This is a genomic window from Acinetobacter sp. AOR43_HL, from assembly GCF_027854635.1.
Taxonomy (GTDB): domain Bacteria; phylum Pseudomonadota; class Gammaproteobacteria; order Pseudomonadales; family Moraxellaceae; genus Acinetobacter; species Acinetobacter pittii.
This window is the reverse complement of record NZ_JAKTHX010000029.1, coordinates 373,970-399,291: the sequence shown is the minus strand read 5'-3', so window position 1 is coordinate 399,291 and position 25,322 is coordinate 373,970. Positions and strand designations below refer to the sequence as shown.

21 protein-coding genes and 2 pseudogenes are annotated in these 25,322 nt (G+C 37.9%); 8 read left to right on the top strand and 15 right to left on the bottom strand.

The window, feature by feature from the left end; translation table 11 throughout:
* Positions 1-55: 55 nt before the first annotated feature.
* The 4 genes from MKL33_RS13765 to MKL33_RS13750 form a co-directional block, all read right to left on the bottom strand.
* Positions 56-988 (bottom strand): Dyp-type peroxidase, encoded by a 933-nt coding sequence (locus MKL33_RS13765; RefSeq protein ID WP_025466564.1) that lies wholly within the window; start codon positions 986-988, stop codon positions 56-58.
* 143 nt (positions 989-1,131) lie between these two features.
* On the bottom strand, positions 1,132-1,911 hold the full coding sequence (locus MKL33_RS13760) for a glutathione S-transferase N-terminal domain-containing protein (RefSeq protein ID WP_057070753.1): 780 nt from the start codon (positions 1,909-1,911) through the stop codon (positions 1,132-1,134).
* 24 nt (positions 1,912-1,935) lie between these two features.
* Positions 1,936-2,442 (bottom strand): ribonuclease E activity regulator RraA, encoded by a 507-nt coding sequence (gene rraA / locus MKL33_RS13755; protein ID WP_270907152.1) that lies wholly within the window; start codon positions 2,440-2,442, stop codon positions 1,936-1,938.
* Between the two features lie 12 nt (positions 2,443-2,454).
* Complete coding sequence (locus MKL33_RS13750; protein ID WP_270907151.1) at positions 2,455-3,120, bottom strand: NAD(P)H-binding protein; 666 nt, start codon at positions 3,118-3,120, stop codon at positions 2,455-2,457.
* 212 nt (positions 3,121-3,332) lie between these two features.
* Here MKL33_RS13750 and rpsT point away from each other — a divergent pair, with 212 nt between their 5' ends.
* On the top strand, positions 3,333-3,599 hold the full coding sequence (rpsT, locus tag MKL33_RS13745; protein ID WP_002117906.1) for a 30S ribosomal protein S20: 267 nt from the start codon (positions 3,333-3,335) through the stop codon (positions 3,597-3,599).
* Positions 3,600-3,656: 57 nt separating this feature from the next.
* On the opposite strand, the gene MKL33_RS13740 is transcribed toward rpsT, so the two are convergent.
* Positions 3,657-4,391 carry a histidine phosphatase family protein gene (locus MKL33_RS13740; protein ID WP_002117975.1) on the bottom strand — a complete coding sequence of 245 codons (735 nt, stop codon included), beginning with the start codon at positions 4,389-4,391 and terminating at the stop codon, positions 3,657-3,659.
* Positions 4,392-4,448: 57 nt separating this feature from the next.
* Complete coding sequence (locus MKL33_RS13735) at positions 4,449-5,306, bottom strand: 3'(2'),5'-bisphosphate nucleotidase CysQ family protein (RefSeq protein ID WP_032056997.1); 858 nt, start codon at positions 5,304-5,306, stop codon at positions 4,449-4,451.
* Positions 5,307-5,601: 295 nt separating this feature from the next.
* Here MKL33_RS13735 and MKL33_RS13730 point away from each other — a divergent pair, with 295 nt between their 5' ends.
* The gene (locus tag MKL33_RS13730) at positions 5,602-5,970 is read left to right on the top strand and encodes a hypothetical protein (RefSeq protein ID WP_005069482.1); all 369 of its coding nucleotides are present in this window, start codon (positions 5,602-5,604) and stop codon (positions 5,968-5,970) included.
* A 59-nt stretch (positions 5,971-6,029) separates the two neighbouring features.
* Here the strand turns inward: MKL33_RS13730 and MKL33_RS13725 are convergent, their stop codons facing one another.
* The 7 genes from MKL33_RS13725 to MKL33_RS13695 form a co-directional block, all read right to left on the bottom strand.
* A complete protein-coding gene (locus MKL33_RS13725) occupies positions 6,030-6,689 on the bottom strand; it encodes an SOS response-associated peptidase family protein (RefSeq protein WP_270907150.1) in 660 nt (219 codons plus the stop codon).
* A gap of 107 nt (positions 6,690-6,796) precedes the next feature.
* Positions 6,797-8,530, bottom strand: a complete 1,734-nt coding sequence (locus tag MKL33_RS13720) for an ABC transporter ATP-binding protein (protein ID WP_270907149.1) — start codon at positions 8,528-8,530, stop codon at positions 6,797-6,799.
* Positions 8,531-8,542: 12 nt separating this feature from the next.
* Positions 8,543-9,685: an ABC transporter permease gene (locus tag MKL33_RS13715; protein WP_270907148.1), complete on the bottom strand. Its 1,143-nt coding sequence runs from the start codon at positions 9,683-9,685 to the stop codon at positions 8,543-8,545.
* A gap of 7 nt (positions 9,686-9,692) precedes the next feature.
* Positions 9,693-10,631: an ABC transporter permease gene (locus tag MKL33_RS13710; protein ID WP_000881922.1), complete on the bottom strand. Its 939-nt coding sequence runs from the start codon at positions 10,629-10,631 to the stop codon at positions 9,693-9,695.
* Between the two features lie 12 nt (positions 10,632-10,643).
* Positions 10,644-12,677 (bottom strand): M3 family metallopeptidase, encoded by a 2,034-nt coding sequence (locus MKL33_RS13705; RefSeq protein ID WP_270907147.1) that lies wholly within the window; start codon positions 12,675-12,677, stop codon positions 10,644-10,646.
* A complete protein-coding gene (locus MKL33_RS13700) occupies positions 12,678-14,501 on the bottom strand; it encodes an ABC transporter substrate-binding protein (protein WP_082188481.1) in 1,824 nt (607 codons plus the stop codon).
* Positions 14,502-14,516: 15 nt separating this feature from the next.
* Complete coding sequence (locus MKL33_RS13695) at positions 14,517-16,307, bottom strand: ABC transporter substrate-binding protein (RefSeq protein ID WP_130121060.1); 1,791 nt, start codon at positions 16,305-16,307, stop codon at positions 14,517-14,519.
* A 131-nt stretch (positions 16,308-16,438) separates the two neighbouring features.
* Here MKL33_RS13695 and MKL33_RS13690 point away from each other — a divergent pair.
* The 6 genes and pseudogenes from MKL33_RS13690 (at position 16,439) to MKL33_RS13665 (ending at position 22,384) form a co-directional block, all read left to right on the top strand.
* Positions 16,439-16,560, top strand: a pseudogene (locus MKL33_RS13690) (hypothetical protein).
* Positions 16,561-17,080: 520 nt separating this feature from the next.
* Positions 17,081-19,768 carry a TonB-dependent receptor gene (locus MKL33_RS13685; RefSeq protein ID WP_270907146.1) on the top strand — a complete coding sequence of 896 codons (2,688 nt, stop codon included), beginning with the start codon at positions 17,081-17,083 and terminating at the stop codon, positions 19,766-19,768.
* 109 nt (positions 19,769-19,877) lie between these two features.
* A complete protein-coding gene (locus MKL33_RS13680) occupies positions 19,878-20,591 on the top strand; it encodes an energy transducer TonB (protein WP_270907145.1) in 714 nt (237 codons plus the stop codon).
* A gap of 40 nt (positions 20,592-20,631) precedes the next feature.
* On the top strand, positions 20,632-21,513 hold the full coding sequence (locus tag MKL33_RS13675; RefSeq protein ID WP_270907144.1) for a MotA/TolQ/ExbB proton channel family protein: 882 nt from the start codon (positions 20,632-20,634) through the stop codon (positions 21,511-21,513).
* 15 nt (positions 21,514-21,528) lie between these two features.
* On the top strand, positions 21,529-21,951 hold the full coding sequence (locus tag MKL33_RS13670) for an ExbD/TolR family protein (protein ID WP_002118000.1): 423 nt from the start codon (positions 21,529-21,531) through the stop codon (positions 21,949-21,951).
* Between the two features lie 19 nt (positions 21,952-21,970).
* On the top strand, positions 21,971-22,384 hold the full coding sequence (locus MKL33_RS13665) for an ExbD/TolR family protein (protein ID WP_002117898.1): 414 nt from the start codon (positions 21,971-21,973) through the stop codon (positions 22,382-22,384).
* Between the two features lie 69 nt (positions 22,385-22,453).
* On the opposite strand, the pseudogene MKL33_RS20635 reads toward MKL33_RS13665, so the two are convergent.
* A pseudogene (locus MKL33_RS20635) lies at positions 22,454-22,903 on the bottom strand (GNAT family N-acetyltransferase).
* Positions 22,904-23,001: 98 nt separating this feature from the next.
* Entirely contained in the window at positions 23,002-25,167 is a 2,166-nt protein-coding gene (locus MKL33_RS13655; RefSeq protein WP_270907142.1) for a malate synthase G, read from the bottom strand.
* Positions 25,168-25,322 lie beyond the last annotated feature (155 nt).

Genomic DNA, 25,322 nt, shown 5'->3' with positions numbered 1-25,322 from the left:
TAAATAATGGAAGTCATCTAGTCACTCCCATCATTTGAGTCTTCTAAATTAACGACTATTCATCGCCTAAATCATCAAGAAAATCTACAGTCGGTACAAAAAATAAAGTACCTGTTTGAGCAGTACTAAAGTCAAGCAACCGATCAAGATTACCATGCTCGTTACCTAAAAACATGTTCTCAAGCATTTGTCGGGTTGTACTAAATTTACGCGAGTAGCCAATAAAGAATGTGCCATATTCATTTCTAGACGGATTTGAAAAAGGCATATTAGCTCGCATAATTTTAAGTTCATTACCTTCTGCATCATGAGCTTTACTAACGACATTATGAGCCGTTAAAGGTTTTTCATCATCGCCGAGCTCAACATCATTGAACTTTTTACGGCCGATCACTTTTTCTTGCTCTTCGTCAGTTAATGAACGCCATTTGTCCATATCATGTGTATATTTTTGGATAAAAGCATAACTTCCCCCGATAAAGTCAGGGTCTTCATCGCCTACTAATGCCCACTGTGCTGCAATAACAGGTTCAGGATTCTCTGTTCCATCCACAAAGCCAATAATTGCACGACCGTCAAAATAACGAAAACCATGAACTTCATCAATTGGATACGTTACTTTACCAAGCTGTTGATTAATTATATTACCTAGCTCGTAACATAAAGTCTGACGATCAGCACGTATATGAAAAAATAAATCACCCGGAGTTGAGACAGCCGTGTATTTCGGACCTCTAATTTCTTGAAATGGTTGTAACTCTTGAGGCTTGGATTGCTCTGGAAATAATATATCCCATGCATTTGAGCTAAAACCTAAAGTAGCATTAAATTTACTATCTGGATAACGATTAAAGAGACTTCTGGTTAGTGCTGAAAAATTAGCAGCAAAATCTTTTACTTTTTCTATTACAGAATCACCTTGAGCTAATCCCAATACAATAAATAATGCATTTTCACCAGGAGCACTCGTTACAGGTTGAATTCTCATACATTCCATAAAATATGCCTTTTTAGGTATTTAAGTTTATTAATTTAGCATACTCATATTTTTTTCATACAGCCTGTTAATAAATCTGATGTTGATAAGAGTTTAAGTAAACCGCCTTAAACCCTTACTCAAATTAACCTTAATCAACGTCCATATTGCTTTTTTAAATACTTTACGATTTGAGCCGACTCAAACATCTTCACTCCCGTATTTGGGTCTACCAAGTATGGTACTTGCATTTTATCCTGCATAATAGGCAACAGCTTTTCCCTTTTTCCACCTTCTAAAGGTATATATTTCCCTGGTTTTAAGCGAAGAATAGCAGGTCCCATATCTTGCCATCTCTCTTTTGCTACATTATGCAAAATATATGGAAGCTCAAGTTCAGAGAGTAGACTTCTTACAATTCGTGAATACGGACTTGCTTCAAAACTCCATAACTCAAGTTTTTGTTCAGGTGCAGCTCTATTAACAATTTTTTTATTTATCCATATTCCGCGAGCTCCATTTAATAGAGTTCCAGCAACTGCAACATAAGGCATGTTTGGGTAACTCGAAAATTTCTGCGGCGTTTTCCCTGTCTTACCATAATGTTTAAATAAATGATGAATAATATCCTGTGATTCATATAGCTGATCGCCAGTATTTTCATCAATTAAAAATGGAAACTGTAATTTGCCGCCTTTTTCTTTTACAACTGAACGATACTTTGTTCCACCTTTAGGACATGGATAAATTTCAACGTCCAGATTCAAAAGTGTAATCACTTCACGAACACGACGGCAAAATGGTGAACCTTCAAATTCATATAATTTCAAAGCCTTTACAGGTTGTTGTGGAAATGCTGTTCCTGAAACACCTCTACCACCTTCAGCAATTGCAGATACAACTGCTTGAAGTACTTTAATTTGATGAATCACCATCGTGCCTTCCTTTATATTAGAGAATTAGATTAATTTTTCTTTTGCTATCACAATCCCATTATTATCAGCATAGATAAAATCACCAGATTGAATTGTGACTCCACCAAAATACAAATTAATATCTACCTCACCAATGCCCTTACGATTACTTTTTTGTGGAATTGCAGCCAATGCATGTACTCCCAAATCTAAGGTCGCAAGTGCATCAACGTCTCGTACACAACCGTAAATCACTACACCATTCCAGTTGTTTTTAACTGCTGACTCAGCAATCAAATCACCCATGAGTGCACAGCGCATAGATGCACCACCATCCACAACTAATACTTTACCTGTACCATCTGTTGCCAATAACTCTTTTACACGTGAGTTATCTTCAAAGCACTTTACTGTTACAACCTGTCCCCCAAAAGTTTTACGAGCTCCATAACTTTGAAAGAACTTGCCATCCATTGATGGGATTACAACCTGTAAGCCTTTTTCAGGGTTATCATCTAATAAATCACATGTTACAAATGGTACTGTCGACACTTTAATACTCCCTTATCGAGTTTGTTGTATGCTCAGATTATCATATCGTTTAAAGGCTTCAATTTGCGTTAGCGCCGCTACGACCATCGTATGAGCCAATTGCTCGGCAGTTACTGGCTTATATTTGAATGGCTTTTGAAATTTATTCTCAATAAGTTTAAATAGACTCTGCCCTAAGTCTTCAATAAACCGTACATCGCTGCGTTTACCAATCAGTAAAGACGGTCTAAAAATAGATAGTTTTTCGAGTTCTAAGCTCTCAATATAATCCTCTAACTGTCCTTTCACTTTATTATAGAAAAGTGGAGAGTTTGCATTTGCTCCAAGGGCACTCACTAGCAGTAAATGAATGTGCTTATCTTGCACTAGATCTGCTAAATGAGCATTGATTTCATAATCCACGGCATAAAAAGCCTGTTTTGAACCAGCCACTTTTAATGTTGTTCCAAGACAGCTAAAAGCATGGGTATGGCCATTCACATCTTCATCATTGAGTAATAAAAAGTCCTCTATAACAAGTTGAGTAACTTTTTTATATGTATTAAGTAGTTGTGATTCTTTTCTTACCACAACAGTAATCGCTTCAAATTCTGGTGTTTGCTCAAGCTGTTCGACAAGCGCTAAACCCACAAGTCCCGTAGCACCTATCACAATTGCTTTTTTAGTACTTATAGTCATTTTTTATCCAACCCTCTTTAAGTTTGTATCAAATTTAACCTTTTCTTACCGTTTTAGCAGCCCCTAAAACCGCTTAAAATGCTCGCAAGGCTTGACTTCACCGTGTTGATTCATCACAATATGGCACTTGTTTACGGGCTGGTGATGGTTACACCAGTTTACTGAATTGACCACAGCCCGCCCAGACCAACTTATTTTCAAGGAGTGCAAGAGTGGCAAACTCTGCTCAAGCTAAAAAACGTGCGCGTCAAAACGTTACAGCGCGTAAACACAACGCAAGCTTGCGTTCTATGGTTCGTACCTACATCAAACGTACTTTAAGTGCAATCGCTGGTGGTGATTATGCTGTTGCTACAGAAGCTTACAAAAAAGCTGTTCCTGTAATCGACCGCATGGCTGATAAAGGCATCATCCACAAAAATAAAGCTGCTCGTCATAAGAGCCGTTTAAATGCTCAAGTTAAAGCGTTAGCTAACTAATTTGAACATGTAAAAAAAGCCCAATAGGGCTTTTTTTATTATCTATTGTTTTTGAGCTTATAGCACTTTATGAAATTTAGCTACATTCAGCTCATAGGCCTTTCCTCTCCAAATCCACTTTAATTTACAATTTGGAAACTCTTCACCTTCAAACCATACAAATAATCCTTCCATCATTTCCGGCCAGTCTTCTTTCTTAATTTTATTCTCGCCAGAAATTACAGCAACAATTGCTGCAATAATCGTGTCATGACTCACGGCTAAACTAAGACCGCCTTTAGTTTTTGGATGAGTCCGGTAAATAAGCTCTAGTACATCTAAAACACCTGTAATGGGATGTTTCATACCAGGTAATGCATTATTTACAAAACTATTAATAAAACCTAAAGCACCCTGCTTTTTAAAATAAGGAGCAGCTTGTTGTATATCCAACACAAAGCTACCCGGTTCAACAAGTAGCCCTTGCTCAATAATTTCAATCGTATGAGTATTTGATTGGGGACTTACATCGTCAGCCCCTTCAATCATGAGTGCCGCCGTATCGACACAGCGTTGTATTGGACTTGAAATACAATGCTGAATAACACGATCTGTATTTTTGATTAAGTAATTACCCCATGCCTGCGCAAGCTCACGTCCTTGAGGAGTAAGTTGGAGATCATAACCAGCCAAGCCCTGCCCATCTACAAGTTCTCTTAAAGAATGGCGCGTAAATAAGGTTACAGGAGTTGAAGCATCGGGCAATAAATCAATTGCTTCAAACATACTTTTAGGCAATAAATCGAGTGCCATCTTTATCTTGTCATCTTTTTTCAATACTTTGCCACTATAACATGTCTGGCATAACTCTCAATCGATAACACCTGATTGGGCTAATGCTTCAAATGCTATTTTTTTGCTTTCCTGATCACGAAAAGCGATAAAGCCCTTATTTAAAACCGTGCTTCTTTGGTTATATTCAAAAGGTTTTCCATCCAGAGTAAGTAAACCACCGCCTATACTTTCTAACAGACCTTGACCAGAACTGGTATCCCATTCAGAAGTAGGATGAAAGCGTGGGTAAATATCTATTTCACCTTCTAACATCATGCAAAACTTATAGGCACTCCCAGCTTCTCGTCGAATAATGCGATGTTCTTTTTCTATAGGTTGAATAAATTTTTGGTATTTTGGATTTTTACTACCGTGACTAAGTCCTATTTGTATAGGTGCATCTAGCGAAGTTGAACTAACCTGATATTGATACCATTGTTGTTGGCTAAAGCTATATTTAAAAGGTAAATCTTGCAGATATCCTAAGTACACCACTTGTTCACATGGCACGGCAATAACTGAGAAAACTGTTTCTTTGCCGTTGATCAAGCTTAGATTGATCGTAAATTCATCACGTTCATGTATAAACTCTTTCGTACCATCAAGCGGATCTAACATCCAACATGTAGACCAGTCATGACGGGCACTATAATCACTTTCTTCAGACAATACAGGCAACTCTGGAGTAATCTCTGCAAGATGCTTTAATAAAAATCTATTTACCTTTAGATCTGCTTGGGTTACAGGTGAATCATCTTGCTTTTCATGAATAGTAAACTCATAACCCGCAGAATAGTTTTGATATTCTTCTAGTAAAATCTGACTCGCCTGTTCCAAAATCGGCAGAAGTTGGTGAATTAAATTATCTTGTGGGCGCGTAGTTGTTATAAACATAAATATGCTCTATATAGTTTCATTTCTATTATAGGTGAATTATGAACAATTCTATATTCGCCAACAGTTTGATTTACTAAAATAGTCATTTATCCTAATCATTAGGATTGTTACTTTCCGCCTATGCTATTGAGGTAATATGAATAATTTTAATATTTATAAAAGTCTTTATTCCGTACAAAAAACAATCTATAAGTTATGAAAAATAAACAACTTAAATCAGATTTATCCATTTCCTTTTCATATATTTCTTGGTATGTTCAAGGACACAATAACAAGATGGAAGAAAGTGCACATGATGCTATATGGATATCATTTCTCGACAATAGAACATAACTGGGAAGACCTTAAGCCCTTAAATGAGTTTCTACAAACATTTGCAGATGATGATGGTGATGTCTCAACACGAGATAAAGAATCACTCAAAGAAATCATAGCGAAATCTGATACAGCGTTGGCTCTCGCTAGAGAAATGGGTTGGGATGGTAGTTATACTGGCTGCCCTTATCTATTCTGGTTACCAAGTAAAAATAGCCAATCTTTTGAATATGGCTTTGTATTTAAACAGACCTCAGATAATACAACTTTTGTGATTTCACCGATTGAATTGAGCTATTTAGCTGAAGACTCTGAGGTACAAACATTAAGTAAAAATATTGAATAAGTGATATAGGTTATTGATTCAAATTTGAGATCAATAACCTCATCTTAATTTTAGATAGATTAGTCAAACATACTTAACTGTGGTGTAGGTTTTATAATTTTTTCTTTTGGTACATGAGAGCATTCAAACTCTTCAACTGGAAAGCCTTCGATAAAGCTGGAAATATCTGGTGTTTCTAAACTTAACCATTCATCTAGTCGTTCATGTGGAATCACAATAACTGATCGTTTAACATCGCCTGGATCATGAAAATCTTTCATCATCGGATGGTCTATAGCATCCATCGTCAACATGCTTGCAGAACGAATAATCGTTTCATTTATTTTGCAAATTTCATAGATTGCTGCGATGAAAAAAGCCTGCCCATCTTTACGGCGAACACCCCACCGCTCAGGTTTATCATTTATATACTTACTTTCATAAAATTCGGTCACTGGAATCACACCAAATTTACATTTAAGTGCAGCTTCTTGAAAGCTAGGTTTTTGAAAAATAGTCTCATGGCGGGCATTGTAGGTATGTTTTGCTATATTTGTATCTTCAGCCCATTTAGGAACCAATCCGAACATCACTTCACGCCACTCAAGCCCTTGTGGTGATTTAAATAATAGTGGCATTGTTCCTGCAGGATAAACCTCTTCGGCATAGCTAAAGCCGACCACAGGCAACTGAAGTTGCTGTAATTGGGCAAACGTTAAAGGTTTAAAATTAGCGCACATAACAAGAATAAAATACTCTACATTTATCTCTCTTATTTTATAAGCATTTACCACATAAACCAAATAAAAAGGCACTCGAAAGTGCCCTTAACGACATAACTTTACGCTCATGAAATGTGTTGAATCCCTTGAGGAATCGCCTTTAATAGTCGTTTAGTATAATCATGTTGAGGATGTGCATAGAGTTCATCTGAATTGGCTATTTCAATAACTTCTCCATGATTCATGACCATGACCTGATCAGAGATATATTTCACAACCGATAAGTCATGTGAAATAAAGATATAACTCAGCCCAAACTCATCTTGTAAATCTTGTAATAGGTTAAGTACTTGTGCCTGAACTGAAACATCTAGTGCAGAAACAGATTCATCACAAATCAAAATTTCAGGCTTCAGCGTTAAACAGCGTGCAATGGCAATACGTTGACGTTGTCCACCTGAAAACTCATGCGGATATCGGTAGTAAGCTTGTTCAGGTAAATTGACTCGCTCAAGCAGTCCAAGGGCAATTTGTTTACGCTCTGCATCATCTTTACCGATTTTATGAATTTGCATAGGCTCTAATAAAATCTGCCCAATGGTAAAGCGTGGATTAAGAGACGCATAGGGATTTTGAAAGATGATCTGGATTTTACGTTGATATTTAGCAAACTCTTTTTCAGTTAATGAAAGAATATCTTTACCTTCGATGAAAGCCTGCCCACCAGATGCCTGATGTAAACGCATGAGTAATAGCCCAACAGTCGTTTTACCTGATCCAGACTCTCCGACTAAACCCAAAGTTTTTCCCTTAGCCAGCCTAAAAGAAACGCCTTTTACGGGCTGAAACTCTTCTTTGCCAAATAGACCTTTACGGCTATAAAAGCTTTTTTTCAGGTCTTTTACTTCCAAGATGATTTTCTCATCACCATTTAAACCACGTTTGCGCTCGGGAATTGCTGAAACATCAAAACTTTGTTCGACCAATACATCGTCTTCTTGACGCATAAAATCGCTCGTTACAGGCAAACGATAAGGCCGTTGTGACATTTGCGGGCGGCAATATAACAAAGCTCTCGTATATACATCTTTAGGCTGTTCAAGGACCTGCTCAGCAGCACCTTGCTCTCTTATCTCGCCATGACGCATTACAATGACTTTATCTGCAATTTCACCGACCAATGCTAAATCGTGGGTAATAAAAAGCATCGACATTTGACGGCGCTTACGCAATGACTCGAGTAGATCAATAATTTGCTTTTGGATCGTGACATCAAGTGCCGTAGTCGGCTCATCGGCAATAAGTAGTTTAGGCTCACACGCAATCGCCATAGCAATCATGACACGTTGCTGTTGACCACCAGAAAGTTGATTTGGATAGGCATCAATTTTAGTTTCAGGTGAAGGGATACCTACTTCTTTAAGCAATTCTAAAACGCGTTGTCGAGCCTGTTTACGATTCAACCCCATATGTAAACACAACACTTCTGCAATTTGATTGCCAACCGTAAAAACTGGATTTAATGATGACATCGGCTCCTGAAAAATCATGGCTATGTCTTTACCACAGATTTTGCGCATATCTTTACGAGATAAGCTCAGTAAATCTTTACCTTCAAATATAATTTTACTTTGCTCATCAATTTTGCTCTGACCGACAGGAAGTAATCCCATAGCAGCCAATGAAGTAACCGATTTGCCGCTACCCGACTCGCCAACTAAAGCAACTGTGGTATTTGCTGGAATATCAAAGCTAATTCCTTTTACGGTTTCAATATATTGCTTATCTTCACCTTTAAAACTTACTCGTAAATTTTTAACATGCAGTAGCGGCGCATTCTTATTTTCTTGTTCTAACATTTGACCTTCCTCTTATTTTAGCTTTGGATCTAACGCATCACGAAGTGCGTCAGTAAATATTGAAAATGCCGTAACCAAAGCAGCCATTGCGACAGAGGCTGCGACAAGCTGCCACCACTTACCTAAAAGAAGTTCACTTTGTGCTTCATTTAACATGCTTCCCCAAGACACTACGCCTACAGGCACACCGAAGCCCAAGAAACTCAAAATAACTTCAGATTTAATAAAAGAAACCACCAAAATTGACATTTGGACTAAAGCGATATGGCTGACATTTGGGAAAATATGAATGAACATACGGCGGAAGTGACCAACACCAATTGCTTTGGCAGCAAGAACGTATTCACGTGCCGTGTGTTTCATATATTCAGCACGTATTAATCGATAAACACCCGTCCAGCCCGTTAAACCTAAAATCAGAACAATAGACAAAATACCTTTTTGTTGAAGTACTGCAGCAATCGCGAGAACTAATAACAAATATGGAATTGAGGTAAAAATGTTATAAAACCAGTTGAGAATATCATCAACCCAACCACCAAAATATCCAGAAATTGCGCCTAAAAGTGTACCAATTCCTACTGCAAGTAAAGCCGATATCACCCCAACAATAATTGAAGTTTCAGCACCTTTAATAGTTTTCTTTAAAACGTCCTGTCCCCATTTATCAGCTCCAAACACAAGGGTACTTTTCAGTTCTACTTGCTGATCTAGTAGATGTCCGCCCAGTTGCTGATCGATCGCTTTCATATCATCGGCTAATGGGTCAACTACACCATAATAATCAATTGCGCTTCCAGAGCTCTTTTCTTGTTTAATTTCAGCCTTAAGCTTGTTAATTACATCTTTTAAAGGATCGACTGGATTTTCTGGTAATTCTTCCTCACTTGCTGCTGCATTTTGTCCAGCTTCTGTTGTCTTGTCTGCCCCTATAAATGTGGGTGGCGCATAACTTACGGCTACCTCTTTATTCCAGTCAGATGCAATCACGCCCGTCATTGATAGAAGCAAGATAATAAAATAAAGCAATACAATCACTAATGATGACATCGCGATCTTGTCGGCCCGAAGACGTCGCATGGCAAGTTTCCACAGGCCAGATGAATGAGCTTCGGCTTTTGTTTGTTGTTTTCTTTTTGATAAAACGCTCAGCATAGCCCACCTACTTCAACTGTACACGTGGATCAACCACTTTGTAGACCAAATCGGCAATCAGGTTAAAAATCATGGTTGCAGCTGCGATGTAAACTGTAATTGCTTTAATAACAGGAAAATCACTCCGCTCAACTGCAATAATCACCTCTCGACCAATCCCGGGAATACCAAAAAAACGTTCAATTAAAAATGCGCCTATGAGCAGTGCAGGTAAAGTTGACATCACGTCGGTAATAATCGGAATTGAAGCATTACGTAATACGTGTACACCTAAGATTCGGCTTTCACCCACACCTTTAGCCCGTGCTGTTCGAACATAGTCCTGATTAATTTCATCAAGCACAAAGCTACGATATAAACGTAAAGTCGGTGCAATACTCACCACCAGCATGATTAGAATTGGTAGTAAGGCAAACTTAAATAAGTTATCAGTAAAGGTGTCGCTCCAGCCTTGTACAGGAAACCAACTTAGCTGATACGCCAGAACATATTGAAAAACGATAATGTAAACTAAGATGCTGATCGACATGCCAATGGTACATAGCATCATAACCATACGGTCGGTTAGAGAGCCTCGTACCGCGGCAACAGCCAATGCTAAAATAATTGAAATAACCGTTTGTAAAATAGTGAGTGGAATTAAAAGTGTGAGCGATGGTCCTAATCGAGTTAAGATAATTTGAGAAACAGGTTCGCCAGTACTCCAACTTGCACCATAGTCAAAAGTGAGAATCTGCTTAATAAAAATCCAGAGCTGAACGTAATAAGGCTGATCTACACCTAGCTGTTTACGAATGTTTTCAATCTGCTCAGGATTAGACATCTTGCCCGCTAAAATATAAGCAGGATCGCCACCTACCCAGTTAAAAAGAATAAAAATAAGTAAGACTACCCCCAACATAGTTGGAATCATCTGCCATAAACGCCGAATAACATATGCCAGCATAGTGATAATTCCTTATTTAACCCGTTGTCCGGTAATTTCGTTAAAGAATGCTTTATTGTCAGGATCACGGCCAAGGAAATCTTTAACTAATTCAGCTGCTGGTTTTTGGCTACCTTGCGATAAGATCGTTTGACGGTAACGTTGCCCTACTTGCGGGTTATTAAGGTTGTCCCCATAAGCAGAAAGCATGTCTAAAGCTAAAACCTCAGACCACATATAGCCGTAATAACCAGCTTGATAACCGCCCATCAAATGCCCAAACTGCCCAGGAAACTCTGTTGTTGGTACATAACCCAAAGCTGTAGCAGCTTCCATTTTTTGCCAATTTTCTAAAGGTTTCACTTTTAAAGCATCAGCAGTATGCAATGACATATCGTACTGTGCATAAAGGGTCTGACGGGCATAACGCAAGCCACGACCATAGTTATGTACTGCTTTTAATCGGGCAATTAACTCATCGTCAACACGTGGGCAGGCTGGATCGCAATAATCGGCCACTTTAGATAAAGTTTCTTTACGGCGTGCCCACTCTTCATACATTTGAGATGGCGCTTCTACAAAATCACGTTCTACGGATGTTCCTGAATGACTGGCATAACGTGTATTTGATAAAATGCCGTGTAAAGCGTGGCCAAACTCATGGACAAAAGTTTCAAGCTCATCGCTATTTAGCCCTTTACGATTAAAGTTCGTGACTAGGGCTGAAACTGGTAAGCGGTTTGTTAATGTACTACCACCATATACTCCCCAAACGGCGGCATGGCCATACTTCCCTTCACGAGGGAATTTATCCATATATAAGCCACCAAGGAGTTTTCCTGTCTTCTTATCAACTACATCGTAATATTCAACTTCGTCCTGCCATGCTTTAACTTTGACAGGTTTAAAATCAATACCATAAAGGTCAGATGAAATAGCAAACAACCATTTTTGAGCAGCTAAAGTTGGGAAATAATCACGAAGTTTTTCCTGATCAATCTGATATTTGCTCTTACGAAGTTTTTCACTCCAGTAAGCTTCACTCCAACGTGTAATCTCGGTTTTTTCTAATGGCGTTTTTAAAGTTTGTGCTTTAAATGCACGGAGTTCTTCTACTTCTTTACGTTCAAGTGGTGCTACTGTTTTTTGGACTTCTGCTAAAAATTGATTTACAGCCTCAGGCGTTTTAGCCATACGGTCTTTTAAAACCCAATCTGCATAACTTGCTTTTCCAAATAACTGCGCAAGCTCATAACGCAAATCAATTGCCTGTTTGAGTAGTTTTAAATTTTGCTCAGTACCCCGTCGAGTAAAGGCAATTTGATATCTTTTTCGAGCATCATCATTATCTGCCAACTCCATAAAAGGACGATATTCCGGATATTCAAAACCTAATAAATAGTTGCCTTTAGCATTTTTCTTTAATGCTGAAATATAACTTTGAGGTAAGCCTTTCATCTCTTCAGGAGTAAACTCAAGTTTCTCCGGATTATCGCGGACATTACGCGCATATTCTTGTTCGAGTTTGGTCAACTCATCCAGAATAGCTTTCATTCGTGCACGCTTTACTGGCTCAAGTTGAACACCTGTGTCTTCAAACTGATCTAAGATATCTTGACGGTATTTTTGATCTATCGGATCATTAGCTTTGGTATTCTTAATGACGTTATATAATTTTGAATTTTGGAATATATCAGTATGAAACTGATTAATTTTGATTTCACAGTCTTCTGCTGCCTTACGTAACTTTGCATCTGGGTCTACGTTACTATATAGACTTATAGGACCTGAGAAATCTTCAAAATGCGCAAAAATTTTATCCCATTTTGCCAATATAGGCGCCGCTGCTGCATTATCTTTAACAGGCGTTTTTTCAAAATTTGAAATCTCTTTCTGAATCTTTTTTAAATTCGCATCACACCATGCTGGAAGTTGTTGTGTTTTAAGTAATGGCAAAGTAGGACGTATTGTCTCTGCCGTTACAAATTGACTTATACCCATGGTCAACACACATAAGGTTGTCATTTTCAGTGCATTATTTTTCATCGTATCTCCAATTTTTTTCATTTAATGATTAGATTTAGTATTTGTATCAATATCGAAATACATCCACTCTGCATGTAAAATTGGATGCTTCTTATATCCAATGATTTTTGGCTGAGCCAGCATATTCCGGTAGCGTGCATATGAGATTTGAACAGGCATATAAACTTCTAACAACCGTGTCATTTTTCGATAAAGTGCATCTCTCTCAGGACCTGCTTGCATTTGTTGCGTTTGGCGATACAACTGATCAAACTCTGGTGTAGAACCACAAGACCAGTTCGTCATATGTGTATTGGGTCCATAAAAATTCTGCATAAAATTATCCCCATCTGGATAATCGGCTATCCATGCAGAAGACCCGAACATCCCGTCGCATTGTTTTTGCGCACGAATAAGATCTGCAAAAAGCATGGGTTTAAAGACCATACGGATATTCAAACTATCAAAATTTTTCTTCCAGAGTTCAGCGCTTTGCTGCCCAATACTGTCACTACGCGCCATATATTCAATGACCAGAGGTTTCCCATCTGGTTGTGTACGCCAACCTGAGGCATCTTTTTTATAGTGATATCGATCTAATAGTAAATTTGCTGCTTTCACAGAATATGGAGTACTGGTTCTGTATTGAGGGTCATTACCCACTACACCTGGTGGAATTGGAAAATGTAGACGCTCTGCATCATCATTTCTTACTAGTTTAATTTCTTGATCTATTGAACGAGACATCGCAATCGCACGGCGTAAAGCAATTTTTTCTTTACTCATTCCCCCAACGACTGGATTTTTAAGATTCCAATAAATATAACTAATTTCGGGGTCAACAATGCGAGATAACTGCACACCATCTTTAGCAAGTTCGGGTCTTAGTTTGCCGTCTTTAACCGCTTTTGCAACCAATTGACCTTCAAGCTGAAATATATCAACCTCACCACGCTGAAATGCTAGCCACCGAGATTGGTTTTCTTCCATTACCTGAATATCAATTGTGCCGATTTGAGGCATTTTTTTACCTTTAAGTCGCTTCACAATTGCCTGATCTTCAGGGCTGCTGGCAGTAAAGTTCCAAGTAAAGCCCCGATAATCAGGATTCGCTTTTAAAACAATACGCGATGCTGGTACCCACTTGCTCAGCACATAAGGACCTGTACCTACAGGGTGGCCCATTACATAACCAGCTTTGTCTTTATACTTTTCGATGACTTCACGTGCCACTGCACCTGTCGGGTCATGGGCCAGTAATAAAGGAAAGTTATAGTCTGGTTTAACTAAACGAATCACCAAAGTGTATTTATCAGGTGTTTGTAAACCACTTACCTTTTGGTCATAGTTAAATTTTCCAGATTTATTGGCTGCTTTGACTAAAGCATCCATACCTTCAATTTTGTTTTCTAATAACCAGCTATTTGGAGAGCGCAGATTCGGGTCTAATAAACGCTTAAAAGAGTACGCATAATCATTGGCTGTTAATTCTCTAGGTTTGCCTTTAAAAACAGGGTCTGCCGTAAAATAAATTCCCTTTTTAATGCGAATGGTATAGGTCAGACCATCGGAACTGACTTCTGGCATAGCAGTTGCTATTTGCGGAATAAGTTTTGCCGGCCTTGCTAAATAATCATAGGTATATAGAGTTTCAAATATCGAAGTGGTTACATGCGCCGAATATAAATCATGGATATAAGCCGGGTCGAAACCTGTCTCAGCAGTTGGAAATACGTAACGTAAAACTTTATTCGGATCGGCTGGGCTTTTCGCAAAAATACTTGTAGATCCCGTTAAGGCCATACTAGCGAATAGCAAGCTGATACTACAGTGCTTGAGCTTTTGTTTTAAATTTTCAGTCATCATGATCTTTATCTAAAATTATTTTTTAATAGGAGTAATATCAAGATATTGCCAGTTTGTATTCATCATAGGATGAGGTTTAAAACCCTGAACTTGTGGCCGTACTAACCAGTTACGAATTCGAGTTACATGAACAATCCATGGGTTATCAGCTTCAATCTGGCGATTGAGCTTTTCATAATATGGTAGACGTTGTTGCGGTGGTAAATGAATGGCCTGAGTATAAAGGGCATCATATGTTTTAGACTGATAACAAGCATGGTTTCCCTGCCCAGCATTTGGTCCATAAAGCAACTGTGCAAAATTATCTCCTTCAGGATAGTCAGCAATCCATGCCCCACTCCAAATCATATATTTACATTGAGTTGCGGCTTTTAAGTTATCTGCAAAATTACTCACTTTAAAGTCAGCTCGAATGCCAATCGCATCTAAATTCTTTTTCCAGAGTTCGGAGTGGATAACTGAGGCCGAGCTATTTTCTGTATTAATTTTTAAAATCAAAGGTTTCCCATTTGGCAAATTTCGATAGCCATCAGCCCCCTTTTTATAACCATAATAATCAAGTAATTTATTTGCTAGCAGCGGGTTGTATCCTACGCTACTTTTATATTTCGGATTATAGCCATTCACACCTTCAGGTATAAACATTTCAGCCCGAACAGCTTGTCCTTTATAAGCCTGTTTTATACTTTCTTTTTGGTTATAAGACAAAGTAATTGCTCTACGAAGAGCGATCTTTTCTGGGCTAAAACCACCAATGACAGGATCACGCATGTTCATCATGGTATAGGTAATTTCAGGTTCCTTATATGGGAAGTGTTTAATTCCTCTCTTCTTAAAAGAAGCTTTAAGCTGATTTCCATCTAAAGCTTGAGGAACAGCATCTGCTGTAAGTTTGTCAAAATCTAATTGACCCGACTGAAAAGCTAACCATCTTGACTGTTGTTCTTCAATAATACTGACCACCACCTTTCCAATTTGTGGCATTTTCTTTCCAGACATTTCCTTAACAAGCTGGTTATCCCAAGGTGTTCCTGTCGACTTAAAGTTCCAGACAAAACCACGATAATCAGGATTGGCAACTAACTCGACCTTACTTCTTGGTACATACTTACTTAACATGTAAGGGCCTGTACCTACGGGATGCATACCAATACGGTCACCGTAATAATCAACAACCTCTTTAGCAACTCCGCCAAAAGTAATATAGGCAAGAATATAAGGGAAATTATAGTCTTGGCGAGTTAAGGTAAATTGTAAAGTATATCGATCAAGTGCTTTGACTCCTGCAATTGGAGCAGCATAATCAAATTTTCCAGTTTTCTTTGCTTGGGCTACAACCGCATCGGCACCTAGTAACTTACCATCAATGAATGAAACAGACGGTGCTCTATTTTTAGGATCTAGAATCCGTTTAATTGTATAGACGTAGTCTTCGGCTACTAGCTCACGGCGTTTACCTTTAAAAGCGGGATCATTGGTAAAATAGATACCTGGCTTAATTTTAAAAGTATAAACTTTACCGTCTTGTTCCACTTTAGGCAGACTCTCTACTGTATAGGGAGCTAACTGTAATGGACGTGCCAGATAGTCATATTTGAGTAAAGGCTCAAAAATTGCCTCAGCAATATTAGCACTATAGAAATTGGTAGTTTTAACCATATCGAAGCCATCATCTGGAGCTTCATAGGCAACATGCAAAATTTTGTTTGGTTGTGCTGGTGTAATTGCGTAAGCACAAGGAACTGATGTAATAGCCAGACTTAAAATGGCGAGCTTAAAAAATTTTAATTTCAAGTTCATACCCACGTAATTAGTTTTTTAAAAGATATTATCCTTTTGAGTAACATCTAAATCTGCATAAGAAAAGTTCTTTTTCAACAGATAAGCCTATTTGGGTTTAATTCTTTACTTTTCTATAAGCGTTTTTATTTGAACAAATGGAAAAACAAAGTCAAAAACCCAATCTTTTGTAACTACTGAAAATAAAGCGAATTTCATGCCATTTATTAATATTCATCACAAAATAATTAATAATATTAGAAATTCATATTTTTATTAGGTACTTAAAATGGTTTGAACTATATAAATAAAAGTAACTTTTTGCCAAATATTATATTTGCATATGTTAATCATCTAATACCTTAAATGCACAAATAAAATACATTAATGACACATTATGATTCATATTGAGAAAAGCCAAATTAACAAATAATTATAAAATAAGCAATTGATTTAAAATAAAAAACATAACAAAACTCGACATTACAAATAGTATAACATTACATATAAAAAGGTTCTAAAACGATACATTTTTATTTATTAAGCATGTGAAGAGTCCAGTAATGGATATTTTTTATACAAAAAAATTTGAAACTTTTGGCCAGCGTTAAAAAATTTTCCAAACGGAAAATTTATTTTTGCTTAATAAAAGATGAACCTTCGTGCTGAATCATAATAAAATCAATATATATCAATATTTTGCATAAACTAAAAAAAGAAAAATATATAGTTGGCACTTGCTTTGCTTAAAAACTTTCCAGCAATATCGCTAACGACAACAAAAAGGGATCAAATCCACGATGAAAAAAAAATACAATGTTCGATCTCAGGCAACCCCCAAGATCAGCAAAACAATTCTTAAATTAAGCACCCTTAGTTTAAGTATGATGTGTCTTACCCTGGCACAAGCAGCAGAAACTGAACAATCAAGTACTGATGAAAAACCAACAAAAGTCGTAAAAGTTGCCGTTACAGGTTCTTCAATCAAAGGAGTTGCAGCACAAAGTGCTTCGCCAATTACCATCGTAAAAGTTGATGAAATCTTAAAACAAGGGGTAACAACAACAGAGGAAGCATTAGCAAAGATCAGTGCAAACCAATCGAACTTTGTGACTGCAAGTAATGTAGGCGCAAGTAAGACGGTGGGTTCAGCAGCGAACCTTAGAGCCTTAGGTGCCAATAAGACACTTGTTTTACTTAATGGCCGTCGATTGGCTGCAAACGCCTATGACAGTGGCGTTACCAACTTAAATATTATTCCACTCGCAATGTTAGACCGTATTGAGGTTTTACGAGATGGTGCCTCTTCCATTTATGGCACTGATGCAATTGGCGGGGTAATTAACTTCATTACCAAAAAACAGTTTACAGGACTTAATCTGACTGCTGGCTATCAAAAACCAGAACAAAAAGGCGGTGAGCAACAAGACTACAGTATCTTTGGCGGCTTCGGTGATTTAGACGAAAATGGCTACAATGTTTTTGGTGTTGTGGACTATCGCAAAGGCGACGATGTCATGGCCAAAGACCGTAAAGTTAGTCGACGTGGAGGCATATTACCTGAATTAGGAATCCATAAAACTAGTAGTGGTTCATTCCCTGCCAATGTACCTGGATTAGGTAATCCCTATGCATCTACAGGTTGTGGTAATAACCCTCTAGTAGAGACTGATGGTCAAATTTGTAAATATAACAGCCAAGCAGTAATTGGTATTGTTCCAAAGACAGAAGACATCTCAGCTATGGGCCGAGCTACTTTTAAATTAAATGATAATTTTAACGCGATTGCAGAATATTTATATGCAAGAAATGAAGTTACAACGTCAGTCGCACCAGATGTATTTTTTGATTTGACGCTTGACCCTAGTAGTAAATATTATCCAGGTAAAGGTATTACTCCAGCTTTAGCAGGCGCTACTGGAACTATCCCTCTATATTTGCGTTCACAATCAGGTAATCGTGTAAGTAATAGTATTAATCAATCACATAGAATATTTGCTGGTATTGAGGGTGAAACTCATGGTTGGGACATTAACTCCGGCGTTACCTATGCTCATAGTAGTGCATCGGATGCAGTAGTAAGTGGCTATTTAAACTTTGACAAAACACAAGAAGCTTTAAACAATGGTATTTTAAATCCATTCGGACCGCAAAGTCCTGAAGATGCCAATGTATGGAACCAGTTAGGTGTTGAAGGTAAATATTTAAAAGCCAATCTAGATACAACTACAGTCGATTTCACTGCAAGTAGACCTATATTTAAATTACCAGCAGGAGATGTGGCTTTTGCAGTTGGAGCAAGCTATCGTTATGAAGATTGGACTTCAAAAGTCGTTACTGATGTTGCCCGAGTTGCACCTAGTACAGGTGTCGATCCTGATGAGCCAGTAAATACTGGCGATCGTAATATTAAATCGGTATTTACCGAATTTCATATCCCCCTTCATAAAACTTTAGAAGCTCAAATCGCTGCTCGTTATGATGACTACAACGATTTTGGCGATACGTTTAATCCAAAATTTGCACTTCGTTGGGAACCTATTAAACAGTTAATGTTCCGTACGACTTATAGTACGGGCTTCAGAGCTCCAACACTTTGGGAAGTGAATGGACCAAACTCCGTAACCAATACGGGTGGATACTATTATGATCCCGTACTCTGCCCAGGGAATGTCTTAAAACCAGGTGGTGTAAGAGAACGTGATTGTAATATGCAATTTGATAGACAAAATGGGGGAAATAAAAGTCTTGATCCGGAAGAGTCAAAGTCTTTTACTGCTGGCTTAGTATTTGAACCAATTAAAAATTTAGCCTTGACTCTCGACTATTTCAATATTGAAGTAGATAAGCAAATTGCTACGCTTTCAGAAACTGCTATTTTTGATGACCCTGTGAAATATGCAGACAAATTTGTACGTAATCCTGATGGCTCATTAGATTATATTATTACAACACAACAAAATTTAGGTGGAATTAAAACATCTGGTTTCGATGTGGGCTTAAGTTGGGTTTCTCCAATGACTGCTACAGGTCGTTTTGGTTTCAATATTGATGGAACATATATTACGGATTACAAATATCAAGCCGAGCAAAATGGTGAATGGAAAAGTGTTGCAGGCACTTATAGCGGTCTAGACTACCAAGCTATTATTCTTCGCTGGAAACATACTGCAAACCTAAATTGGAATTATGAGAATTGGGCTTTAAACCTACAACAAAATTTTTCACGCGGTTATAAGGATCAAAATTCAAGTTCTTCTGTTAAGGCAGGCTATCGAAATCACAAAGTGAGCGACTATACAACCTATAATATTTCAGGCACATACAAAGGCTTTAAAAATCTAGAAGTTACAGCGGGCATTAAGAATATCTTTGATGAAGACCCACCAGCTTCAAATGTTGGCGACAACTTCCAAATGGGATATGACCCACGTTACGCAGATCCTTTAGGACGTACTTACTTTGTACGAGGTACATATAAGTTCTAAATGGTTGTTCTGCAAATATAACTCTCAACGGTTAGTTTGCAGAACAAATACTCATTCTTAGCCAAACAGTCATTTTAAAAATTGTTTGTCTACAGTTTCAGGAGTAACTATGGGCATGACTTTTACAGACATAGAAAATAAATCTGCCAAACGCCTAATTGGTATTGCTGCAGTTATTTTTCTGCATCTTCTTGTTGCCTATATTCTGATGTCAGGTTTAGCAAACAATATTCAAAAACCAGCAGAAAAACCTGTGGAATTACAAATTATTCAGGATATTAAGCCACCTCCTCCACCAAAGCCGGAAGAACCGAAACCGAAGGAAAAACCACCTGAGCCACCAAAAATGGTAGAAAAAGTTGCCAGGGTTCCTGAGCCGCCTAAACAAGTAGAGAAAGTAGCAACACCGGTACAAAAAACGACACCAGTGGCTCAACCTACTAAAGCGGCTACCCCAGCTCCTGCGGCACCTAGTACTCCATCTCCAAGCCCTGTTGCCGCACCTGCTCCAGTGGCTGCTGCGCCAGCCCCCAAACCAGCTGGTGTAAGTCGTGGTGTTTCAGAGGGTTCCGCTGGTTGTGAAAAACCAGAATATCCACGAGAAGCACTTATGAATGAAGAACAAGGGACAGTGCGTATACGTGTTCTGGTTGATACATCCGGCAAAGTTATTGATGCCAAAGTAAAAAAATCGAGTGGCAGCAAAATTTTAGATAAAGCGGCAACTAAAGCTTACAGCTTATGTACGTTCAAACCAGCAATGAAAGATGGTGTACCTCAGCAAGATTGGTATGAAATTGAATATCCATTTGTAATTGAATAAACAATTGAATTAGCAAGAAATTAAAAAATATTGGAGATATATGATGAAAAAATCAACTCAACCGTTAGTTCGTTTCGCTTCTGCTAGTCTAATCGCAGCTTGCTCGTTACTTCCATTAAGCTCAGTTTTCGCAGAAGAAACAAGCAATACTCCTGTGGTCACAGCAACTACTGAAGCTACATCAAGTACAAATACTCCAACTCCACCACCGAAACCAGCAACGAGTGAAACTGTTAAAAACCCTTATGGCCTAGAAGCCCTTTGGCGCGAAGGTGATTTAGTTGCTAAGTCTACTTTATTTATATTAGTACTCATGTCGATTGGAACTTGGTACATCATCATCTCTAAACTATTGCAGCAAGGTAAAGTCAAACGCCAAGGCAAAGAAGCTGAAAAACACTTTTGGGAAGCGACTTCCCTTGATAATGCTGCAGAAGGTTTAGAACAAAGTAGCGCTTATCGCTTTATTGCAGAAAAAGGCATTAATTCAACTAAATCACATGGCGGTTCTTTACTTGAACGAATCGATTTTAATACATGGGTGAGCATTTCAATTCAACGCGCAATTGAGAAAATACAAAATCATTTAGGTGGTGGTTTAGCCTTTTTAGCAACAGTAGGCTCTACTGCACCATTTGTTGGTCTTTTTGGTACCGTTTGGGGAATTTATCACGCATTAACAGCCATCGGTATCTCAGGTCAAGCATCTATCGATAAAGTTGCAGGCCCCGTTGGTGAAGCTCTGATTATGACAGCGATTGGTCTTGCAGTCGCAGTACCTGCTGTACTTGGTTATAACTGGCTTACACGCCGCAATAAAGCAGTTATGGAAAATGTACGTTCATTTGGTTCAGATTTACACGCGGTTTTATTAAGTGGAGAAATTAATACCAATAATTCAGTTAACCGCAGCATTAAATAACGAGGAGCAAACATTATGGGTATGAGTGTTGGTTCTGAAGATGATGATGAAATGATTGGCACAATTAACACGACACCTTTGGTTGATGTCATGTTGGTTTTACTTATTATTTTTCTTATTACTATTCCGGTAGTCACACATACAGTTCCAGTGAAACTACCAGAAGAAAAAAATACTCCCTATGCAACCACGCCTGAAAATATTCAACTCTCAGTAAATAAGAAAGGCGATATTTTCTGGAACGAAAGTTATGTGCCAAGTAAAGAGATATTGCTGGCAAAACTTCAAGCAGTTGCACAAAAAAGGCCTCAGCCAGAAGTTCATATTCGGGGTGATCAGCTTACCCATTTTGAAGCGATAGATCAGGTCATTAGTACGACCAAAGAAGCTGGTATTGGCAAAATTGCTTTTGTTACTACCCCTCCAGCCTCCCCGTAATTAACTTAAGGAGAATTTTATGGGTATGAATGTCGGTTCAAATAATGATGACGATGTGATGTTAGAAGTCAACATGACACCTCTCATTGATGTCATGTTGGTACTCATTATTATGTTTATTATTACCATACCTGCACCAAACAACGCGATTAATATTAATTTGCCAAATGGCACACCGCCACCAACAAATGAAAAGCCACCTGAAGTGATTGATGTAAGAATTGATGCGGTAGGCAAAGTATTTTGGAATAACCAAGAGGTTTCTGACCGTAAGGCGCTAGAGACTTTATTTCAAGGTGTGGTTGCTAAAAAAGATCAAGACCAGATCAAACTCAAACCAGACCAGATGGCTGAATATAAGAATGTAGCAATGGTCATGGCTACTGCACAACGTTTAGGTGTCACTAAAATTGGAATTGTGAGCAGTAACTAATATTGCTTTTCAATATATTTAATTCTATTAACTCCTGCGCTAACTTGAATCTTCAGTTAGCGTTTTTTTTTAATTAGAAATATTCAACTCTAAAATAATATCTCCACGCTCATCATATTCTCCAGTTTCTTGAAAACCCTTTCTTTTATAAAGTTTTCCAGCCACATAGTTGGATGATTTATACATTGTTCGAATTCGTTTTGCTCCTTTTGCGGCCATTTCATTAATTGCCATTTGCAATGCCGTGGTACCACAACCTTTAGCCTGATTATTTGCATCAATCATAAAACGAAACAACCAAAATAATGTCTCATCAGGTGGATCAACTTCGACACAATACATTAAAAATCCAATGACTTTATCATCCGAAAAAATCACTCTTGGACAGTAATGTTCTTACACTTTAGACTCAGCAATAGAATATACATTTGGTGCAACATAATCTTTTTGGGATTCATCCAACGATAATCTCGCACATAGAATCCAATTCTCACGATCAAGATCTTTTAGACTAATCAAATTAAAAAACCTCTTAGCTATTAATCTATATTCCATAAGCACAAAATATACCGTAAATAAAAAAGCCTCCGAAGAGGCTTTTTCAAAACAGGATGAAATTAATCACCTATATAACCTTTTAACTTCAAACGAGCAGCATGAAGTAACGGCTCAGTGTAACCAGAAGGCTGTTCACAACCTTTGAAGATAAGATCAGAAGCTGCTTGGAAAGCAATATTTGTTTCAAAGTTAGCTGCCATTGGTTTATACAATGGGTCATTCGCATTTTGCTCATCAACAATTTTTGCCATGCGTTTAAGCACTTCTTCAACTTGTTCACGAGTCACAATACCGTGACGTAACCAGTTAGCAACATGTTGAGAAGAAATACGTAATGTTGCACGGTCTTCCATTAAGCCCACGTTGTTAATATCAGGAACTTTCGAACAACCTACACCTAAGTCAACCCAACGAACAACATAACCTAAGATACCTTGGCAGTTGTTTTCAAGTTCATTGTTAATCTCTTCTGCTGACCAGTTTGTATCAGGTGCAAATGGAGGGGTTAACAAATCATCTAATGACAACATTTCTTCAGCTTTTAACTGATCTTGACGTGCTTTTACATTCACTTGATGGTAATGCATCGCGTGAAGTACAGCGCCAGTTGGAGATGGAACCCAAGCACATGAAGCACCAGCATTTGGATGTGCAGCTTTAGTCGCTAACATATCTTTCATGCTATCTGGTTTTGGCCACATGCCTTTACCAATCTGTGCTTTACCTTGTAAACCACATTTCAAGCCAATTGCAACGTTACGGTTTTCGTAAGCAGCAATCCATTTTTGTGTTTTAACAGCTTCTTTACGAACTACTGGCGCAGCTTCCATAGAAGTATGGATTTCGTCACCAGTACGGTCCATAAAGCCAGTATTAATAAAGATTGTACGGTCTTTAGCAGCAGCGATACAGTTTTTCAAGTTTACAGATGTACGGCGCTCTTCATCCATAATACCGATTTTTAACGATTTAGTTGGTAATCCAATCGCCTGTTCAGCACGTTCAAATAACTCTACAGCAAACGCAACTTCTTCAGGACCATGCATTTTTGGCTTAACAATATACATAGACCCTTTACGAGAGTTTTTATTTTCGTTTGTACTACGGATATCAGCAATTGATAACAATGGAGTTACCAATGCATCCATAATACCTTCAAAAATTTCTTCGCCGTCTACCAAAATAGCTGGGTTAGTCATTAAGTGACCTACGTTACGAAGTAACATAAGTGAACGACCATGAAGTTTTGTTGTACCACCAATTAAGTTTTTAATTTCGCGATCTTTATTTAGATCACGAACAATCGTTTTACCATTCTTTTCAATAGATTCTTGAAGTGTACCCTTCATTAAACCTAACCAGTTACGGTAACCTTCAACTTTTTCTTCTGCATCAACAGCCGCAACAGAGTCTTCCAAATCTTGAATTGTGGTTACTGCCGCTTCAAATGTTAAATCTTTAACACCCGCTGGATCAGTTTGTCCAATTGGGCTATTTGCATCAATTTCGATAATGACATGAAGACCATTACTTAAAAGTACAACTTCTGAAGGATTTGCTTCTTCACCATTGAAACCAACAAACTGAGCTTCATGAGCTAAACCTGTTTTTGAACCATCTTTCAAAATTACAACGAGTTTATTTTGCTCAATTGTATATTTTGTTGCATCTGCATGTGAACCTTGAGCAAGCGGGAAAACTTTATTTAAGAAATTCTTAGCGAACTCAATAACTTTTGCACCACGAACAGGATTATATCCTTTACCCTTTTCAGCTCCACCTTCTTCAGAAATTACATCGAAGCCGTAAAGTGCATCATATAAAGACCCCCAACGGGCATTTGCTGCATTTAAGCAATAACGTGCATTACGTACAGGTACAACTAACTGTGGTCCTGCCAACAACGCAATTTCTTCGTCTACGTTTTCAGTAGTAATTTGAAAATCTTCAACTTCTGGTAATAAATAACCAATTTCAGTTAAGAACGCTTTATAAGCACCTAATTCAAATTTGTTGTTACGGTGCCATTCATCAATTTTTGCTTGTAATTCATCACGCTTAGCCAATAATGCTTTATTTTTTGGGCTAAGATCGACAACAACTTGCTCAAAGTTCTTCCAGTAAGTTTCACTATCTAAACCAGAACCTGGTAAAGCTTCATTTTCGATAAAATCGTAAAGTTCTTTAGCAATCGCTAACTTGCCTTTTTGAATACGTGCAGTCATTGTCTTTCCTGAAGTTGCTACTTTTTATACCAAGAGAATCCTAGTATACCGATTTAAATTAAGCTGAATACTAATATCACATTCCTAAATAGTAAGCATTTTCCCTTGCAAAACTATTGACAAAGATAAATTTTTCTATATAGGAAATATTAAAA

Excerpts from the sequence above, each read along its gene's own strand:
- MKL33_RS13685 (WP_270907146.1), top strand. The coding sequence starts at position 17,081 with ATGAAAAAAAAATACAATGTTCGATCTCAGGCAACCCCCAAGATCAGC.
- MKL33_RS13655 (WP_270907142.1), bottom strand. The coding sequence starts at position 25,167 with ATGACTGCACGTATTCAAAAAGGCAAGTTAGCGATTGCTAAAGAACTT.
- MKL33_RS13735 (WP_032056997.1), bottom strand. The coding sequence starts at position 5,306 with ATGTTTATAACAACTACGCGCCCACAAGATAATTTAATTCACCAACTT.
- MKL33_RS13670 (WP_002118000.1), top strand. The coding sequence starts at position 21,529 with ATGGGTATGAGTGTTGGTTCTGAAGATGATGATGAAATGATTGGCACA.
- MKL33_RS13750 (WP_270907151.1), bottom strand. The coding sequence starts at position 3,120 with ATGACTATAAGTACTAAAAAAGCAATTGTGATAGGTGCTACGGGACTT.
- MKL33_RS13700 (WP_082188481.1), bottom strand. The coding sequence starts at position 14,501 with ATGATGACTGAAAATTTAAAACAAAAGCTCAAGCACTGTAGTATCAGC.
- MKL33_RS13760 (WP_057070753.1), bottom strand. The coding sequence starts at position 1,911 with ATGGTGATTCATCAAATTAAAGTACTTCAAGCAGTTGTATCTGCAATT.
- MKL33_RS13720 (WP_270907149.1), bottom strand. The coding sequence starts at position 8,530 with ATGTTAGAACAAGAAAATAAGAATGCGCCGCTACTGCATGTTAAAAAT.
- MKL33_RS13765 (WP_025466564.1), bottom strand. The coding sequence starts at position 988 with ATGAGAATTCAACCTGTAACGAGTGCTCCTGGTGAAAATGCATTATTT.
- MKL33_RS13710 (WP_000881922.1), bottom strand. The coding sequence starts at position 10,631 with ATGCTGGCATATGTTATTCGGCGTTTATGGCAGATGATTCCAACTATG.
- MKL33_RS13705 (WP_270907147.1), bottom strand. The coding sequence starts at position 12,677 with ATGAAAAAAATTGGAGATACGATGAAAAATAATGCACTGAAAATGACA.
- MKL33_RS13740 (WP_002117975.1), bottom strand. The coding sequence starts at position 4,391 with ATGGCACTCGATTTATTGCCTAAAAGTATGTTTGAAGCAATTGATTTA.
- MKL33_RS13730 (WP_005069482.1), top strand. The coding sequence starts at position 5,602 with ATGATGCTATATGGATATCATTTCTCGACAATAGAACATAACTGGGAA.
- MKL33_RS13715 (WP_270907148.1), bottom strand. The coding sequence starts at position 9,685 with ATGCTGAGCGTTTTATCAAAAAGAAAACAACAAACAAAAGCCGAAGCT.
- MKL33_RS13680 (WP_270907145.1), top strand. The coding sequence starts at position 19,878 with ATGGGCATGACTTTTACAGACATAGAAAATAAATCTGCCAAACGCCTA.
- MKL33_RS13675 (WP_270907144.1), top strand. The coding sequence starts at position 20,632 with ATGATGAAAAAATCAACTCAACCGTTAGTTCGTTTCGCTTCTGCTAGT.
- MKL33_RS13725 (WP_270907150.1), bottom strand. The coding sequence starts at position 6,689 with ATGTGCGCTAATTTTAAACCTTTAACGTTTGCCCAATTACAGCAACTT.
- MKL33_RS13665 (WP_002117898.1), top strand. The coding sequence starts at position 21,971 with ATGGGTATGAATGTCGGTTCAAATAATGATGACGATGTGATGTTAGAA.